The sequence below is a fragment of the Sphingobacterium sp. UBA7253 genome (assembly GCF_002472745.1).
Taxonomy (GTDB): domain Bacteria; phylum Bacteroidota; class Bacteroidia; order Sphingobacteriales; family Sphingobacteriaceae; genus Sphingobacterium; species Sphingobacterium siyangense.
In genome coordinates this window covers 27518-44914 of record NZ_DKSP01000227.1, presented here as the reverse complement: position 1 = coordinate 44914, position 17397 = coordinate 27518, and the positions used below count along the sequence as shown (strand labels likewise).

The following is a 17397-nucleotide window of genomic DNA, read 5'->3' as shown; positions in this document are numbered from 1 at the left end:
AAATTACAAATGATATCTATACGAAGGAAGATGCGGAGTACATGGCCAAAAATAGTTTGCTGCCCCGTGAACGAATTATCGGTGTAGAAACCGGTGGTTGCCCGCATACGGCCATACGGGAGGATGCGAGTATGAATCTAGAAGCTGTAGATGAACTAGCAAGCCGCTTCCCGGATTTAGAGTTGATTTTGATTGAAAGTGGTGGTGATAACCTAACTTCTACCTATAGCCCGGATCTGGCCGATATTACCATTTTCGTAATTGATGTTGCCGAAGGTGAAAAAATGCCTCGTAAAGGTGGTCCAGCAATTACAAGATCTGATCTTTTATTGATCAATAAGAAAGATTTGGCACCCTATGTAGGCGCAAGCTTAGAAGTAATGGAGCATGATGCACGTAAAATGCGTAAAGGTTCTCCATTCTTATTTTCAAATCTAAAAACCGGAGATGGTTTGGAAGAGATTGTAGGCTGGATTAAAAAATACGCACTCCTTCAAGATGTTGAGGAACCTAATTTACTACGTTAGTTATGATCTGTTCTTTAGATATTAAAATAGCACATCGCGAAGGAAAATCCTTTTTAAAAGATGCATATGCGACACAACCGTTTCGTATCGTTCCAGTTGGACAATATCAAAAAGACAATGCAGCGTATCTGATGATTATGAGTTCATCGCCTGGTTTGTTGGATGGAGATGACCATCGTATTCAAGTTGATATTGCTCCGGGCGCTAAGCTGCAGTTACAAACGCAAGCTTACCAGCGTTTGTTTCATATGAAAGGCCATTCGTCCCAAACTATGGAAGTGAATATCGGTGAAAATGCTGTTTTTTCTTATGTGCCCCATCCTGTAGTACCACAACATTCGTCTCATTTTTTGAGCCATAACATTGTACATCTTGCTTCTAATTGTCACTTATTGCTTAGTGAAATCGTGACTTGTGGTCGGAAAATGTCCGGAGAAGAGTTTATGTACAATCACTTTCAAAATCTGACAGAATGTTATGTCAATGGTAGGCTTGTAGTGAAAGATAATGTATTGCTGCAGCCAGATCGTATGCCTATACAAGGCTTGGGTATTTTGGAAGGCTATACGCATCAGGGAACTTTGATCTACCTTAATAGTGCCGGCTTGAATCCAAGTGACTGGATCGAGACTTTCCATGAACAATATGGGGAAACCAAAGACGTTGCGTTTGGTATTAGTGAATTGCAGCACGACGGTTTTATGGTTCGCGTTTTAGGTTACGGTGCCGAACAGCTTTATCTTCTTTTTAAAGAAATGCAAAGCGCATTATGGGACAACATATTTTTGAATAACAACTAATTATATTCCAATGAAAAATAACATCCTAGCTTTTGTAAAAGCTTTTTTTAAAGGATTTGGGCAAATTATGTTACAGGGTAACATTTGGACGGGTATTTTATTTATAGACGCCATTATTTATGATTCGGCACTAATGGGCTTTGCGGGAATCCTCGCCAATATCGTCGGGGTATTGACTGCCAAGTTGATGAAATTTGATGAGGGTCATATCAATGATGGACTCTTCGGATTTAATGCTACGCTTTATGGTATTGCTTTGGTTTTCTATTTTCAGACAAACGTCTGGGTATGGGGAGCTTTAATCGTCGGATCTGCGTTGACCACCATCTTGATGGGTTTTGCATTAAAGAAGAATCTGCCGGTATTTACATTTCCTTTTATCTTAATTACCTGGATCGCATTGTATGTGTTGAGTATTCCAGAATTGGCTTTAAGGACGGTACCCGAGCATTTTGTTGATATTCAAGAAATGGATGATTTCTTAATTGAAGGCCATGCCTTTGGTCAGGTTATTTTTCAGGGTAGTTTAATTGCTGGATTGATCTTTTTCATTGGGGTTTTCCTGAGCAATCCCATGGGAGCACTTTACGGTTTCGCTGCTGTTATCATCAGTGTTTATATTTCGCACCATGGCCATGAATCTGCAGATATGACCAATAATGGCATTTTTAGCTTCAATGCGGTTTTGGTTGGAATCGCTCTGAGCGGCCCACGTGTTCGTGATGGCGTATATGTACTGATCGGAACAATTATCGCCACATATTTTGATCACTTTTTGATTCATAACGGCTGGACAACATTGACTTTCCCATTTGTTTTTGCGATGTGGGCGATGCAACCGGTCAAACTTATCGATAAATGGTTGGTGAATAAATTTTCATCAGCAGAAGGGACTTCCTAGTCCTTTTTGTGAACTAAAATTTTATGTATGTTTAAATTTCGTTTAATAAAACTATTCCCAATAATGCTCTTATTGGGAATTCATGTAAATACTGCCTACGGGCAAGTCAGTCCACCGGGGTTAGGAAAAGCAAGGACCGCATCTTGGTCTGTTCTGGGCCTACGCCGGAAACTGGATAGTGCGGGAACCAAAGAGGCACTAACCTACATCGGTCTGGGAACCAAAAGTACGCCCGACGATTCAAATCCATTTCATAAGCAGGCCATTTGGGTGCTAAATCATGAAGTCTATCATAAGTTTGCCAAGAATCAACAATATAGCTATGCATTGAGCTATCGTCGCCAAAACGTTTATGATGAGGCAGCACCCTACCATAATGAAGGTGTCGAGCAAGAATTTAGGTTATATGGGCGATATGCGTATACATTTACCCTGAATGATCGTTTGAAATGGAAAAATACCTTAAGGCAAGAGTTTCGAAAGTTCTTTACAGCTGATTTTCAGAAAACAGAAGAGAATTTTCAATTTAGGACCCGCTTGAAGTCGCAGCTAAATTTTAAAATTTCGGCTAAAAATAAGCAAGAATTGGCTTTGAGCGCAGAAGGGCTTTTTGCAATCAGTAAGCTTTACGAACCTGCTAGTACATGGTCTAGCTTTGCTTATAAAGAGACCCGTCTGGGTTTCTATTACATGACAGATATTCCAAAAACACCTTTGCGATTGGATCTGGGGTATATGAACGACTTAATTAAAGGCTATGACAAAGTAGATTTTGGCGTTCATTATTTGGCCGTAGATTTAATTTGGAATTTACCTTACAGTAAAAAACATTAGCCCGCCATAAACTTATGTTTTCGATAGTCACTGGGTGAATACCCAGTGATTTTTTTAAATAGCCGAGTAAAATACGAGGGCGATTGAAATTTCAATTCAAAGGCTATACCGGCAATATCTCTCGTAGCATCCTGCAGCAGAATCTGGCTATGTAAGATACTTATTTCGCTAATCCATTGTTTCGGTGGTTTATTCGTCGCTTCTTTAACACATTTATTGAGGTAGTTTTCTGAAATATGTAATAAATTGGCATAGAATAATACGTTTTTATGATCGATATGGAATTTTTGTACATATTCGCGAAAACGGAAAGCAATATCTAGCTGTCGGCTCATTGGAGCCTTTGTTTCAATATCCGATTTTATCACCTTTAATAAGATACACTGCATCATTGAAATGCAGACTTCCATCACACGGCCCTCAGTAAAAAGTTCTTCTTCCAATAATACCAACATTTGTTGGAGCCAATGTGCTACATGGGCTTTTAGTGTGGTAAAAGGATGGGAATTGAAAAATTTGATATCGTTTATACCAAGTTCAATATCAGTCACAATTTCATTTTCATAGACTACAAAAAAACCTTCTACATCATCAGAGATTGCCAGTGTGGCCGTGATATTGCCTTGTTTGATGTTAATGACTTGATTTTCAGTTAATGTGTAAGATGCGCTTTCGAGATGTTGGGTCAGGGATCCCTTCGTTACAAAAATGAGAAAATTAAACGTTGTACGATAGGGGATGACAGGCATCAGGATACTGCGTAGGTAATTCTCAATTCGATAGACTTGAATTTTATTTTCATTGAATAAATTGTGCTCAGAAACATCAGGTAGAAATAACTTTTTGTACTCGTAATTGTTGATGATCTTAATCGAATTTTTCATAGTCTTAAAACAACGTACTTACTAATGAAATCAACTAAAAAAGAATAGTTGTGTGTATGACAAATATACTTAAAAGTTTGCGAAAAACAGGTTAAAATCCAATGCTTTCATTTAAGTAATTACTGTGTTAATGGAGTGTAAAAGCCTATTTACTACATATTCTCCTGATTTCCTTTTAGAAACTCGGAGGTGAAATGTTGTTGCTGTTTTTCGTGGCTGAATTTCTCCTTATTATAGGAAGCTGAATGACCTTTGGGTATCGATAAGGTGGACCATTTATCATCCAAACATATTTTTCCGATATAGAGAATCTGCCCGATGTGGTAAGGATAATGTGCGAGTTGCCGCAAGATCGCTTCCATGACGGTATGTCCTTGATTACGGATATAGATGATTTTAACGAGATCTTCTTCTCCGAGCGATTCTATTGCTTGAAATAGACAAGCCCATCCAGCATTCCAATAAGTAATAAGCTCGTCGCGATCTGTCCAGCTGTTCTCAAATTCCTGATCCCGGTTCCTATTTTCTTTTTCACCATCTGTGCTGAGAAAATCCGTCCAACGGGAAAGCATATTTCCACCTAAATGTTTTACAATTAATGCAATGCTATTGCTTGAATCATTTGGATGCCAAAAGAGCTGTTCAGTGCTTAGTTGTGTAAATGTTTTATCACCCAATGATTTATAATATTGAAATTGCTTTATACAAGTCGCTAAGAAATTATCCATTACGCCGAAAGTTTATCATTTATATGCATATTAATATACAAAAATGTCGTGAAACCGAAACCTAAAATAGTTTTTTTTGAGCAGAAATCTGGTGGTGTTATCGATCTCACTAATTTCCTGATACTGCTTTTTGAAGTGATTAATGTGCAAATTTATAAGGAGAAGGAGAAGGAGAAGGAGAAGGAGAAGGAGAAGGAGAAGGAGAAGGAGAAGGAGAAGGAGAAGGAGAAGGAGAAGTGTGAGCAAAAAGGTCGATAAAAGCAAAGGTGATACTGGGGTATGTATCACCTTTAAGCTAACTAAACATTAAACATAAACAAACAGTCTTTATTAAAGACCACACTAAAAATTATAGTACTACTCTGCCGCTAGTTGATTTGTCAACTTGGACATTTTTTGGTTGATTTTTTAACGCAATTCTGGCAGATGTAGAAACCTTTCCCTGTAAGTTTTCTTTCACGCTGAGCGTTACATTTGCAGACGAATTCGCTTGTATTTGGGCATTTGTTGTTGAGAAACGGCTCATATCAACCGATGCCGATGAGTTGGTGTTCAAATTTAAATTTGAAGCACTTCCCGAAATGTCTTGGCTGGACGAACTACTTGCAGATACCTGCAAATTTTTACTGCTCACATTCGTTGTTAAACTACTCGAAGAACTTGTTGAAAGGCTTATATCATCCGCAATTAATCTTTTAAGGGATATGCTTGCTGAAGAAGATACGTCAACAGAAATTTTATCGGCCTTAATTGTTTCATCGGTATGAATTGAACTGCTAGAAGATGCCGAAAAACGTGTTGGTATCTTGCTTGAGTAAACAGTTACGCGATTGTTTCTCGCATTTCTGACAGAACTGTTTCTTTTATACTGTACATAGAGTGTACCGTTTTTTACAGTCGTTTCGATAAGGGATAAATGCTCCGGAGTATCTGCTTCAACAACAACCTCGTTGCGATTAGAGTGAATATAATCTACACGTAATGAAGTTGCCGATGAAATGCCATCTGGAGCAGTGATCTTGCGTGTTTCGCGTTCTTGTGCCTGAGCTACATATAAAAATGAAATAAAGGCAATGGTTAAGATTCTTTTCATTATTTTTCTATTATTAATTTAAATTTATTGTTACTGAAAGTTTCATTTTAATTTCCCTTTTTATCGTTTCTTATGTGCTTATGCACTTATGTACACGCTCTATCGTTAACTGCCACCTATAGTATAATAGTAATGCCAAAACTTTAAATCCGTTTAAAATACTGATTAACACTAGTTTTGTTTCTGAGTGCTATTTTCGTTAATGCTAATTTTTGAACATCAACTGTTCGGTATCGGACAATAGTTTGTTTACCATACCCTTCGTTTGTAGGCTGCTAACCAGAATTGATACTCTAATTGGGAAGCTGTTATAAATACTTGTCGCATCTTCTCCCGTTTTGTTGCAGTAGTTTCTGCAGCAATTTTGTCAACGTAGTTTTTCGCCTTGATAACGCCCTGTGCAAAATCCTCACCGCTATAGGTTTCTATCCATTTGGAATAGGGATTTCCCTGTGTATTTGCTGTCGATACAATGTGATCTCCGACCTCCTTATAAATCCAAAAACAGGGGAGTGTTGCCGCCATAGCGACCTCAATGCTCTCGAAAGCGGCTACGCTTTTAAGAAAATGGACATAATGATGGCAGGTTGGTTCGATTTTGTTGCTCTTGTCGGCAGGACTTAAACCAAATTCCCGAAAGTAATTTTCGTGTAATGCCCGTTCAACAAGAAGCGCATTGCGACCAAATTCGAAATAGTCCAATGCTTGTTGGTTATCCGCACTTTTTGCACCTATAAAGGCGAGCACACGGCCAAATTCTTCTAAATAGAAAGCATCCTGCTGCATGTAAAATTGAAATTTATCCAGGGAAAGACTACCATCACTAAGCTGAACAATAAATGGCATAGTAAGTATATCAGAATAAATAGCTGTTATGGATTCCCAGGCATGATCAGTCCAGTTCATATTGAATAAGTTTAATCGGATTATGGAAGTGATTTAATGGCCCATTTCCTTTGCCAATGACGAGATCTTTGCTACCAGCTATTGCTGCGTGTATATAGGCCAATGCGAATTCAACCGCGCTATCGAGACCAACGCCTTGTGCCAAATGGCTCGCAATTGCTGAAGAAAGCGAACAACCGGAACCATGTGTATTTTTGCTGTTAATTTTTTGAGATTTGAATTCAATTGGTGGGCTCTTGTGCTGGAACAACAGGGATGTTAATTCTTGACTTTGGAGATGCCCGCCTTTAATCAAAACGGATTGACAACCTTTCGCCAATAGGCTATTTCCCGCTTTTTTTATCTTCTCGACATTGTCAATAACTTCGTTTACTAAAACACTTACCTCGTCTAAATTTGGTGTAATCAGCGTTGCTAAAGGAAAAAGAAGTTCTATGCAGGCCTGAATTGTATCATCGTGAATGAGCTTGTGCCCGCTGGTCGAGACCATGACTGGATCAAATACGATAGGCCCTTTATATTCTTTTAAATAGCTGCTAATAAGCTCCACAAGTTCAATATTGTGTACCATTCCTATTTTGATTGCATCGGGATAGATATCGTCAAAAATAGCATCCAATTGGTCCTGGACGGCTGCTGTAGGAATTTCATAAATACGTCTTACACCTTGTGTGTTCTGAACGGGTAAGGCAGTTAAAACATTCATGGCATAACAACCTAATGCAGATATGGTTTTGGTATCTGCCTGTATACCTGCACCACCGCTACCATCGAACCCCGCAATGCTGAGTACGGTAGGGACGCGGTATTTTTTATCTTTTGTCATTTTAATAGTTCTTTTAGTTGTGCACTGGCAGCTCTGGGATCTTGACTTTGGCATATGGCCGAAACGACTGCAATGGAGTCTGCACCGGCATTCCAGGTCTCTTCTGCTGTTTGTAAATTCATCCTTCCGATAGCGATCAATGGTTTTTCCGTCCTACTCCGAAGTTGTTTTAAACCCGCAATTCCCCATTCAGTAACCGTATCTACTTTTGTTTTCGTAGAAAAAATGGGGCTTACACCAAGGTGGTCGACGGTGTACATTTGTTCACTTTCCAGTTGTTGCATGTCTTCTATGGACCAGCCTATGGTTAATTTATCACCATATTTTTCGCGAATAGCGAGCGGCTGCAAATCATTTTGACCCACATGAATTCCCCATGCCTCGATTTGGGCAGCGATTGCTACGGCATCATTGATCACGAGCGGAATACCGTAATGATCGGTCAGTTTTTTCAAACGGATGGCTTTATCCAAAAATGTGGCCGGATCGTCAGCCTTTTCGCGCAATTGTATAAGATCGACTCCGCCAATAATGGCTTCTTCGGCAACATTGAGCCAATTTTGAGGATAACAGTCCCGCTCAGAAATTACCAAATATAAAGGGTAGGGAAAAAGCGGATTAATGCGCATAGCGTTTGATCTTGAGCTTTGATTTTAGACGTTCTGCATTGAGCTGATAGAGTTCATCATAGAGATTCAATTGCAGGGTGCCCGGTCCAGCTGCTGTTTGGGCAGCGAGTTCTCCCGCTAAGCTCAGAATGGATACACCGGCAACAGCTGCTTCAAAATATTGGTCTGTAACACCTAGAAATGCACCAATAAGCGCAGTAGCACTACAGCCAAGCCCAGTTACCTGTGTCATTAAAGGGTTGCCATTAAAAACTTCAACCCGATATTGCTGTGAAAGGATATAGTCTACTTCTCCAGAAATACAGATAATGGAGCCGGTTTGTTCTTGTAATAATTGGCCAAATCGGAGCGCATCTTTACTCGCTGTCGTGCTGTCGACTCCCTTTGTGTTCGGTTGGTTGAAATTGTACAGCGTCATGATTTCTGATGCATTTCCACGAATAACCGTGGGTTTGAGATCCAGTAGATTGGATAATAAATCATTGCGGAATGCTGATATCCCAGCACCAACAGGATCAAGTACCCATGGCCGTCCAATGGTATTGGCATGTTCGGTAGCAACCAGCATAGCTTCGGCAGTATCTTCACTCAAGGTGCCGATATTAATGACAAGAGCTTGTGCAATATCGACAACCTCGCGTACTTCTAATGGGCTGTGTACCATCACAGGGGACGCTCCTAGGGCTAAAAGTGCGTTGGCAGTATTGTTCATCACGACTAGGTTTGTGATGTTGTGTACAAGGGGTTTTTCGACCCTCAGCTGCTCTAATAAATTGATAATTGAATCTTCCATTTTTTTACATATGCTAAGATATACTGTGTGGCCTTGGAGGGAAGAAGAGCGATAGCCTGTGCAGTAAAGGAGTATGCTGTACAGTGGATTTTTGCTTTTCCCTACGCCGGTATAAACCGAATCAGGTTCAAAGGGACTATCTCAATTCTATACAGAATACCCCCAAAGCCAGACCAAACTTAAACAAAAAAGAGGACTTTTCATATCCGTCATTTTTCGATCATTAGCTTGTTGAATTAATCGGCCGGATTTTGATCGGCACTAATTTCAATGTATTCAACAGGGGTATAGGTAACCCGGGCAAAATTTTTGGTCAAAAGTTCGGTTTCCAAAATCTTTCCACCCTGAAACTTTAAAAATTTCTCGCGCCAAATCTCATTTTTCCGAAAGAACTGATTGTCTATTTTAAGAAATTGATGTTCTTTTTCAACGACATGGTACGCAAAATCCAGTTCTTGATCAATTCTTAATTCGCCCTCTAAACATTTGTCTGTGAACCAGAGATTTATTTGAAAGGTGTAAGGCGTGTTGTTGGTGAATTGATAGTCGCGGTAATTATAAAAGACGGTAGCTCCACTACCGAATGGCAAAACACGGCCATCGTCCGGAAATGGATCAAAAGAGTGGTGATAACGTTCATTGACGGTGAGTGGACTATGGATAACAAGCCAATGGATGAGGTTGGATATTTGACAGATTCCACCGCCAATACCCGCTCTTGCTTCACCAAAGGATAACTCCATGCCGGGCAGATATCCTTTTTTTACAGTGGGTAGTCCAACGAGTTTACAAAATGAAAAGGTTTCCTTCGGTCTGATCAGAATGCTATTAATCTGTGCTGCTGCAATTTTCAGGTTGGTAACTTTGTTAATCTGCAATTGCATATTATTTTCGCCTAGTTTTTTTAATAAGACAGACTGATGCTTTTTAATACGAAAGGGAAGTTTTTCAGTTGATTTAGCTGTGCTGTATTTCTTATTATCAAATAGCCAAACGGCTTTGCGCTGCACTCTTCTCGCCCATACTGCAATAAAATAGAGTATGGGATGAAGTTGACTGATCAGTTTTCTTTTTCTCAATTTGACGTTTATGTATCGCTATCAAAATTAGTGCAGAAATGTGTTTTTTGCCGAATTTCGTCGAATATTTTTTTGTCAAAATCAAGAATCTTATTGTCTGAGCTTAGTGCAGTTTTTCAGTTCGTTTAGTTGGTTTTCTTTGCCTGTATGTATTTCGCTGTTAACTTTCCCTCCTTGTTATAGATCAAGCTTTCGTAGGCACAGTTTCCGAGATCTTTTACAATAGATTTTTGTTGTAATACACCCTCATAATAAAACTCATCAATCGTTTCGTTGGCTCGGTACGATCGCTTGATTTCGGCTGTCAGTCGATCGCTTTGATCGAAGGTTTGGCGCAGCGAGTAGTCACTTGTTTCCGGACTATCATATTGATAGCGGACGCGACTTTCTCTTTGATCATTTCTGCCCGAAATCTCTTCAGTAATTCGATTCTGTTGATCATAACTGTAAATGGTCCAGTCTCTCCGTTGATAGACAAAATGAATGGATTCACTTTTTATAACCTGGAGTTTACTGTTCAAGTGATAAATCATCGCCGATTCAAATGTAGGATCGTAGGAAACAATGGTATTTGGGAGATACCGGTAAATTGTACTGCTGCTCCACTTACTATTTCGAAGGTACTGTATGGAGTCGATAAGTCCGAATTGATTATAGCATCTTTTGTTGTAATAATTATTTCCCCCGGAAAGATTGTTCGATGTGATCTCTTTGCCTTCTTCATATACAGTCGTCATAATTGCACCGGATTGCACCGCATTTTCGTCCGAAAACTGCTGCATTACATAAGTGCCGTCACATTTATTCTTACGCTGACTGTAATAAAGAGGAAGAGCGGAATTTGCGATAATAGCCGCTGCATATTGCCCGGATGGAATAAATTGAACTTGTGCGATTGAGTCAAAGAAATGTGAGGCATTATATTGTGCAGAAGCTTTCTTTGACGCAATTTGTGTGCTGGTGTTTAATATCGGTTTGGCTGCTGCCAGATAGGTATTACTATCGTATATGATCTTGGGTTTGGCTAATCCATCAAACAAGATCATGGCATGACGTTGCTTCAATGACAATACGTCGATGGTCCACTGGTGATTTTTAACGATGAATGTGAGTTTTTTTGCATCGGTTTTTGTGACCAGTAACTTTGTTGTGCTATAAGGTACTAATTTGAAAATCTCAGCAGCATTTTTTTCGTGTAGACGCATGATAAAATCAGTTGATTTATCGGACTCATTGGTTAGAAAAAGAACTGCATGCGTTGGGCTAGCTATTGTTAGCGATTTTACTGTTTGCGATGCTGCGCTGGGACTATATAACAGCAATATCAACAACTGAATGATAATCGGATAAAAGTGCAGTTTCGCGTTATAATTCATTTGGGTCGATATTGCTGTTGTTGACTTTGCTATTTAATTTAATACTTCTTTCAAAAATAATAAGGTGTGCTCCCAGGCACGTTTAGCCATTACGGGGTTATATTCGGCTGACTCGGGATTCGTAAACGTATGTCCCGAATTTGCGTAGGTAATTATTTGCCAGTCTGCTTTTCCTTCATTTAATTCCTTGACCAACCCATCGTAATCTTCTTTTGATACGCTTTTATCGGCTGCTGGGTGCTCAACGAGTACTTTTGTTTTGATCGAACCATTGGGTCTGTCGGCAGCTTTGGATAGGCCTCCGTGGATACTGATCACTGCATTGACGGGGAAGCCGGCTCTCGCTGCTTCTAAGGCTCCTGAACCTCCAAAACAATAGCCGATGACAGCAATTTTCGTCGGATCCGCGCCCTCTTTTTTCAGTTGTTCCAATGCGAGCATTATGCGATGCTGATAAGCTTTATAGTCTGTCTTATAGTGGCCGGCAATTTTCGAAGCTGCGGTGTTGTCCGAGGGAATATTTCCTTCACCGTAGATGTCGGCAATGAACGCGATGTAACCTTCTTTTTCAAGAAGCAATGCAGCTTGTTTCGCTTCGTTGTCAATTCCCTTCCATGCCGGAAGAATTAAGACAGCAGGGCCTTTTTTTGCCCTATTGGAGGTTACCATGCCGTTGAGTTTTTGTTCACCATCCTGGTAAGAAACCTGTTTTAATTGTTGGGCCTGCGTAGTCATGGTGACCATAGTAAGCACCAATAGTGTCATAACTGTTTTCATCTGTTAATAATTTGTTCCACTTATTATTTTGTGTGATCAGAAATGAACCTAATTTGGAGTCCATCTCAACTAAATATAATTTTCAATGTACATTTTTTTCACTGTCGCCAACCTGAAGCTATGACTTGATGGATTCAATGATACCAATAACATCGAGCTGTCCGAGACCTTGATCCTGTGCTTTTCCGTAGGTTTCGAGTAAGGTCTTGAGGAGGGGATAGTCAGCACCGGCCTGTTGAGCCAGTCGAATATCTTTCAGCATAAGGTCTAGCGCAAATGCAGGACTGTAGTTTTCTTCCACCAATAATGGTGTTTTCACTTTTGTTGCCCCACTGCCGCTGGCACTATCGTTGATGATTTCGAGCATATCGCTTCGTTGAATTCCCAGTTTATCTGAAAATAAGATCGTCTCCGCGAGACCTTGGTAAATCGTCGAAAGGAAATAGTTGATCGCAAGTTTAGCGGCAATTCCCTGACCATTTTCGCCGAGATGTTTGATCGATTTTCCCATCTGCTCGAGGTATGGTCGGGCGCGATGAAGGTCTTCGGGATCACCACCGACCATAATAATAAGTGTACCCTCAGTCGCTGGCTTGGTACTGCCGGCAACGGGAGCATCGATAAAAGCAGCGCCTTTTTCTTTTAGCTTAGTGGCTATTGAAATACAGCGTTCACGAGATATTGTACTCATATCGACAAATAATTTGCCCTTGATCTCCCTTTGGAGGATTTTTTCATAAACTTCGTTGACCGCTTCATCATTTGTGAGCATGGAGAATATAATATCGCTATGATCGACTAATTCACCTATATCTTCTCTGATAATTGATTGCTCTTCAAAACCTGCTGCTTTAGCCTTGTTTCTATTGTAAACAGAAAGGGGGAATCCTGCTTTTTCTAGATTTTTAGCCATGGGATACCCCATGTTTCCTAATCCTATAAATCCTAATTTTTCTATCTTCATCTAAAAATTACATTAATTGCTCTTGAAATTTACGTATAACTAAAGATACAAATGTTTTGCTCATTCCACCAATACCCTAATTTCGTTACGTAGCAGCACTATTTTATCTTCCTGTTCCAGTTTTTTTAAAATTCGGGAGACAACGACTCGGGATGTATTTAAATCGGAAGCGATATCCTGATGCGTAAGGGTGAGTATTCGGTCGTCATTCAGCTTCACTTTGGCTTTTAAATAGTTGATGATGCGTTCTTCCATATTGGAAAAAGCTAGACTATCAACAGCTTGTAACATTTCGTCCATACGGCTTGAATAGCTTGATATGATGAAATTTCGCCAGGAAGGGTATTTTCCCATCCAAAGGTTGACAAGCTCATTTGGAATCATGGCTACAGTCGTTGTTTTTTCTGCGAGCGCACGAATTTCACTTTTTTTATTCCCGAGGCAACAGGCTATTGACATTGTACAGGTTTGACCTTTTTCCAGATAGTAGAGCAACAATTCGCCTTTATCTTCATCCTCCCGGACAATTTTTATTGCCCCATCCAAGAGGAGAGGCATCGCCTTGATATATTGATTGGTATCAATGATGAGATCACCTTCACGGAACGTTTTTATATGCGCGTTTTCCGCTATTTCAGCGATTAATTCCGGTTCAAGAATGCCTGTATAAGCTTGTTCTATGGATAACATATTTTTTAAATTAGTTAAAGTTAATTATTTATAGGCTTATTTCAGCTGTTGTGGGAAGAAAAGGAGGTAGGTAGAAACGACGGATTGAAAGAAACAATTTTTAGCACCGCATGGGGATAAGCTATAAAATCTTGTATGCAATTCATAAAAATCGTAAAAATGCTAAATTTTGATTTATTCAAAACAGACAAAATATTATTCTGATTATTTTTGATGTTTTTTCATGAATAGGATGGATATATTGTATTTATTTTATGTATGCTGTATTTTTATTGCCTCTTTTTGCTGAAATTTGCTGTTTTTCTGTGGAAGATTAAAATTTATTCTTTCTGTATAGAGATACTGCATGATATTGGTATTGTTAAAATTAGTTAAAAAGACAATCAATTCCTAATTTTGCGGCACAAAAACAAAACAATCACATCTAACATGAAAAAGTCTTTACTTTTTTTTGCCCTTGTTTTTGCTAGTTATAGTGCCGTTCAAGGTCAAACAGCAAATACTGGTTCAGTTTCAGGAGTTGTCAAAGAAGCTACTGGACAAACGGTTAAAGGAGCAACCATTAAAATTACCCACATCCCAAGTGGACAAGTAGTAAGTGGCTCAGCCGATGCCCAAGGAAAATTTCAAATTTCAAATCTTCAAGAAGGAGGCCCCTACAAAGTAGAGGTAACTTACATTGGCGAAACGCCTGTTGTTTTCGAAAACATCATGCTGAAATCGGGGGAATCGTTGAATATCAATCCAATTTTTACGGCTGGATCTTCAACAAATTTGGATGAGGTTGTTGTTGTCGGTCATGGGGTTATCGATATTGCGGCAGGAAGAAAGACACCGATTGCCGTTTCGACGATCCGTAAGCAGGATTTAGAGGAACGGGTAGGAGCACAGGATATTACTTCAGCATTAGCTAATACCCCTTCGGTTTATATCACTGGTCAGGCAAAAGGTTTTGGTGAGTCTTCTATGACAACACGTGGTTTTGATCAGTCCAATACAGCATTTTTGTTGAACGGTCAGCCTATCAATGGTATGGACAATGGAAGTGTATATTGGTCAAATTGGTCGGGACTTACAGATATTGCCTCTTTAGTGCAGATTCAACGTGGTTTGGGATCGTCTAAATTAGCGATTTCATCTGTCGGCGGAACCGTAAATTACGTGACACAATCCACTGCAATGAAAGAGGGTGGTTTTGTTCGTACCACTGTTGGTAACGATATGTTTATGAAGGCAACAGTCGGTTACAATACTGGTCTGATGAAAAATGGTTTTGCTGTTTCGGCTATGTTTACACAGTGGTCAGGTAACGGTTATATGGACCATACAGAAGGTGCTGGACAAAGTTATTTCCTGTCTGTTGGATATAAAGCGAATGAAAAGCATAACCTGAACTTTATGGTAACGGGTGCTCCACAGTGGCACAACCAAGGCTATACCTCAAAATTGTCTAACTATCTCGCTAATGGCAGACGTTATAACGACAATTATAAGGATGCAAACGGCGTGATGATGAATGCACAAAAGAACTTTTATCATAAGCCAGTAGCCAACTTGAACTGGGACTGGACGATTGATGATAAATCATCTTTGTCAACTGTCGTTTACGCATCGTTAGCCGCTGGGGGTGGCCAATCGCTAAGAAGTGATAAATACAATACAGGCAAATATTTAGCTGCTGATGTGAACAATCACCAATGGTTTGGTATAGTTTCTAACTATAATCGTAAACTTTCAGAATCCTTGAATTTCAATGTCGGTTTTGATGTAAGGGATTATAAAGGTACACATTATCGTAAATTGACAGATCCACTTGGAAATACAAATGGTATCGTATTAGGCGGTAATGTTAATTTCCCTAATAAGCCATTGGTTACCAATACATACTCAACGAACCCTTGGAAAGCTTTCTCAAGTAAACCTGATTCGCGTGAAGATCGTTTAGCTTGGGATTACAATCAATACATCCGCTACGGAGGTTTGTTTGGTCAACTTGAATATGCAAAGGATGGATTTACTGCTTTTTTCCAAGGATCGGTTTCCGAACAACAAAACAAACGAACTGATTATTTTCAATACACGCCAGGTAATGAGAAGTCTGAAAACGTGAATAATTTTGGCTACAATACGAAGGGTGGTTTAAGTTATACATTAGGACAGCATAGTGTTTTCGGTAATGCCGGATATTATTCCCGTCAACCTTATCAGAATAATATTTTCATGAATTATGCGAATGATATCAATGAAAATGCTGAAAATGAAAAAATCCTTGGTTTAGAGGCAGGTTATAAGTTTGCTTCTCGATTCTTGGATGTGAATGTGAATGTTTACCGCACAACTTGGGAAAACCGTGTTACGGGTAGTTCGAGTTTAGCGACGGCAGACGACGTAAAAAAATACAATCCAACAAATGATCCTGGTATTTTGGTCGAAGGTGCCTATTTATATACAACAAATTACGGTGTAAAACAGGTTCATAGCGGGGTAGAAGTTGATTTTGAGGCCCGCCCAATCGAAAAATTAAGCCTAACAGGGTTTTTATCGATAGGTGACTGGAAATACGATGGTGCAGTAAACTCTGTTATACGTAACGATAACCGCGTCGAATTGGGACGTTCTCAGGTTAACTTAACCGGTGAACATGTTGGTAACGCAGCGCAAACTTCTTATGGATTTGGTGCTAAATATAAAGTGTTTAAGGGTTTGTCTGTTGACGCAAACTACAGATATTATGAGCGTTTGTATGCATCGAATTATCGTAGAGAAGTAATAGATGGCCAAACTTATGGACGCTATATGAAATTACCTTCTTTTAATCTTTTGGATGCCGGTCTTTCTTACAATGTCAAAGTAAGTGACAAGAACAGCATGAGTTTCCGTGTTAACATGAACAATGTGTTGAATAAGTTCTATATTTCGGAAGCTACTTCGAGTAACTTGGTGACAGATGTGAACAATACTTGGAATGGTATTGATACTTCCAATTTTGTTTTGATCGGACAGGGTAGAACTTGGAATGCATCTGTGAAATTTACATTCTAATAAGATTTACGTCGAATACAAAAGGCCCACAATTATTTTGAGGGCCTTTTTTTGTTTTTTAATAAAAACTTAATAATTTTAGGTGATCTAATTGTCAACCTGATGTTGCATAAATTAATTTGTCTGGAAAATTTACAGATCGGTACTGTCCATTTTTCTGCTTTTGTTGTTAATTTGGATGGTGGAAATACAGGCTTTGCTTTATTTATTAACCAAGAAAATGACCCAATCTTTATTTTTCGAAAAGAAAAGAAAAATGAGGTATCTTTCCATGTAAATGAAGAGCAATTCTTTTGGATTGTAAAAAACAGCCAGTTTACACCAGGAGAACGTCAAGACTTTTTTGCTGAATTTGTTGAGTTCCTGCGTTTGATGGAAGAGAAGGTTTCCAATTATGTTTTCAAAAAGGAAAAATTAATCAAATTTACAAATTCGAGGGATATTGTCCGCTATAAATATTTATACCTGACAGGTGAAATTAGTTGATAAGAACACCCGATTATAGTACCCGATCTCCCGTTAGATTTCTTTTGTAATGAAATTTAGCT

The 17397-nt window shown here is 39.2% G+C and carries 19 protein-coding genes and 1 riboswitch; of the genes, 7 read left to right on the top strand and 12 right to left on the bottom strand.

What is annotated here, in order from left to right; translation table 11 throughout:
* The 4 genes from ureG to B2X72_RS24260 form a co-directional block, all read left to right on the top strand.
* Positions 1-527, top strand: a 527-nt coding sequence (ureG, locus tag B2X72_RS24275; protein WP_286851838.1) for an urease accessory protein UreG, incomplete at its 5' end; no start/stop codon positions are given.
* A 2-nt stretch (positions 528-529) separates the two neighbouring features.
* Positions 530-1327: an urease accessory protein UreD gene (locus B2X72_RS24270; RefSeq protein WP_075993435.1), complete on the top strand. Its 798-nt coding sequence runs from the start codon at positions 530-532 to the stop codon at positions 1325-1327.
* Between the two features lie 10 nt (positions 1328-1337).
* Entirely contained in the window at positions 1338-2228 is an 891-nt protein-coding gene (locus B2X72_RS24265; protein ID WP_286851837.1) for an urea transporter, read from the top strand.
* A gap of 27 nt (positions 2229-2255) precedes the next feature.
* Positions 2256-3062 (top strand): DUF2490 domain-containing protein, encoded by an 807-nt coding sequence (locus tag B2X72_RS24260; protein ID WP_286851836.1) that lies wholly within the window; start codon positions 2256-2258, stop codon positions 3060-3062.
* On the opposite strand, the gene B2X72_RS24255 is transcribed toward B2X72_RS24260, so the two are convergent.
* Both B2X72_RS24255 and B2X72_RS24250 read right to left on the bottom strand, forming a co-directional pair.
* Entirely contained in the window at positions 3059-3946 is an 888-nt protein-coding gene (locus B2X72_RS24255) for a helix-turn-helix domain-containing protein (RefSeq protein WP_115050534.1), read from the bottom strand. The genes B2X72_RS24260 and B2X72_RS24255 overlap by 4 nt on opposite strands.
* A 152-nt stretch (positions 3947-4098) precedes the next feature.
* The gene (locus tag B2X72_RS24250; RefSeq protein ID WP_075993431.1) at positions 4099-4674 is read right to left on the bottom strand and encodes a DUF1572 family protein; all 576 of its coding nucleotides are present in this window, start codon (positions 4672-4674) and stop codon (positions 4099-4101) included.
* A 48-nt stretch (positions 4675-4722) separates the two neighbouring features.
* Between B2X72_RS24250 and B2X72_RS24245 the strand changes: the two genes are divergently transcribed.
* Positions 4723-4932 carry a hypothetical protein gene (locus B2X72_RS24245; RefSeq protein WP_286851834.1) on the top strand — a complete coding sequence of 70 codons (210 nt, stop codon included), beginning with the start codon at positions 4723-4725 and terminating at the stop codon, positions 4930-4932.
* Between the two features lie 91 nt (positions 4933-5023).
* Here the strand turns inward: B2X72_RS24245 and B2X72_RS24240 are convergent, their stop codons facing one another.
* The 10 genes from B2X72_RS24240 to B2X72_RS24195 form a co-directional block, all read right to left on the bottom strand.
* On the bottom strand, positions 5024-5767 hold the full coding sequence (locus B2X72_RS24240) for a GIN domain-containing protein (RefSeq protein WP_115050538.1): 744 nt from the start codon (positions 5765-5767) through the stop codon (positions 5024-5026).
* 249 nt (positions 5768-6016) lie between these two features.
* On the bottom strand, positions 6017-6673 hold the full coding sequence (gene tenA, locus B2X72_RS24235; RefSeq protein WP_115050540.1) for a thiaminase II: 657 nt from the start codon (positions 6671-6673) through the stop codon (positions 6017-6019).
* On the bottom strand, positions 6660-7499 hold the full coding sequence (gene thiD, locus B2X72_RS24230; RefSeq protein ID WP_115050542.1) for a bifunctional hydroxymethylpyrimidine kinase/phosphomethylpyrimidine kinase: 840 nt from the start codon (positions 7497-7499) through the stop codon (positions 6660-6662). The genes tenA and thiD overlap by 14 nt, the downstream gene beginning before the upstream one ends.
* A complete protein-coding gene (thiE, locus tag B2X72_RS24225) occupies positions 7496-8128 on the bottom strand; it encodes a thiamine phosphate synthase (protein WP_115050544.1) in 633 nt (210 codons plus the stop codon). The genes thiD and thiE overlap by 4 nt, the downstream gene beginning before the upstream one ends.
* Positions 8118-8921, bottom strand: a complete 804-nt coding sequence (gene thiM, locus B2X72_RS24220; RefSeq protein WP_075993426.1) for a hydroxyethylthiazole kinase — start codon at positions 8919-8921, stop codon at positions 8118-8120. The genes thiE and thiM overlap by 11 nt, the downstream gene beginning before the upstream one ends.
* 81 nt (positions 8922-9002) lie before the next feature.
* Positions 9003-9095: riboswitch (TPP riboswitch) on the bottom strand.
* Between the two features lie 62 nt (positions 9096-9157).
* Positions 9158-10000 (bottom strand): VanW family protein, encoded by an 843-nt coding sequence (locus tag B2X72_RS24215; RefSeq protein ID WP_232475564.1) that lies wholly within the window; start codon positions 9998-10000, stop codon positions 9158-9160.
* A gap of 125 nt (positions 10001-10125) precedes the next feature.
* Entirely contained in the window at positions 10126-11376 is a 1251-nt protein-coding gene (locus B2X72_RS24210; RefSeq protein WP_286851830.1) for a hypothetical protein, read from the bottom strand.
* A 33-nt stretch (positions 11377-11409) separates the two neighbouring features.
* Positions 11410-12153 (bottom strand): dienelactone hydrolase family protein, encoded by a 744-nt coding sequence (locus B2X72_RS24205; RefSeq protein WP_075993424.1) that lies wholly within the window; start codon positions 12151-12153, stop codon positions 11410-11412.
* Positions 12154-12271: 118 nt separating this feature from the next.
* On the bottom strand, positions 12272-13117 hold the full coding sequence (locus B2X72_RS24200; RefSeq protein ID WP_083663680.1) for an NAD(P)-dependent oxidoreductase: 846 nt from the start codon (positions 13115-13117) through the stop codon (positions 12272-12274).
* A 60-nt stretch (positions 13118-13177) separates the two neighbouring features.
* Positions 13178-13807: a Crp/Fnr family transcriptional regulator gene (locus B2X72_RS24195; RefSeq protein ID WP_075993423.1), complete on the bottom strand. Its 630-nt coding sequence runs from the start codon at positions 13805-13807 to the stop codon at positions 13178-13180.
* A gap of 429 nt (positions 13808-14236) precedes the next feature.
* On the opposite strand from B2X72_RS24195, the gene B2X72_RS24190 reads away from it, so the two are divergent.
* Positions 14237-16849, top strand: coding sequence for a TonB-dependent receptor (locus B2X72_RS24190; protein WP_115050643.1), 2613 nt, complete (start codon positions 14237-14239; stop codon positions 16847-16849).
* Between the two features lie 102 nt (positions 16850-16951).
* Positions 16952-17335, top strand: coding sequence for a hypothetical protein (locus B2X72_RS24185; RefSeq protein WP_088162243.1), 384 nt, complete (start codon positions 16952-16954; stop codon positions 17333-17335).
* Positions 17336-17397 lie beyond the last annotated feature (62 nt).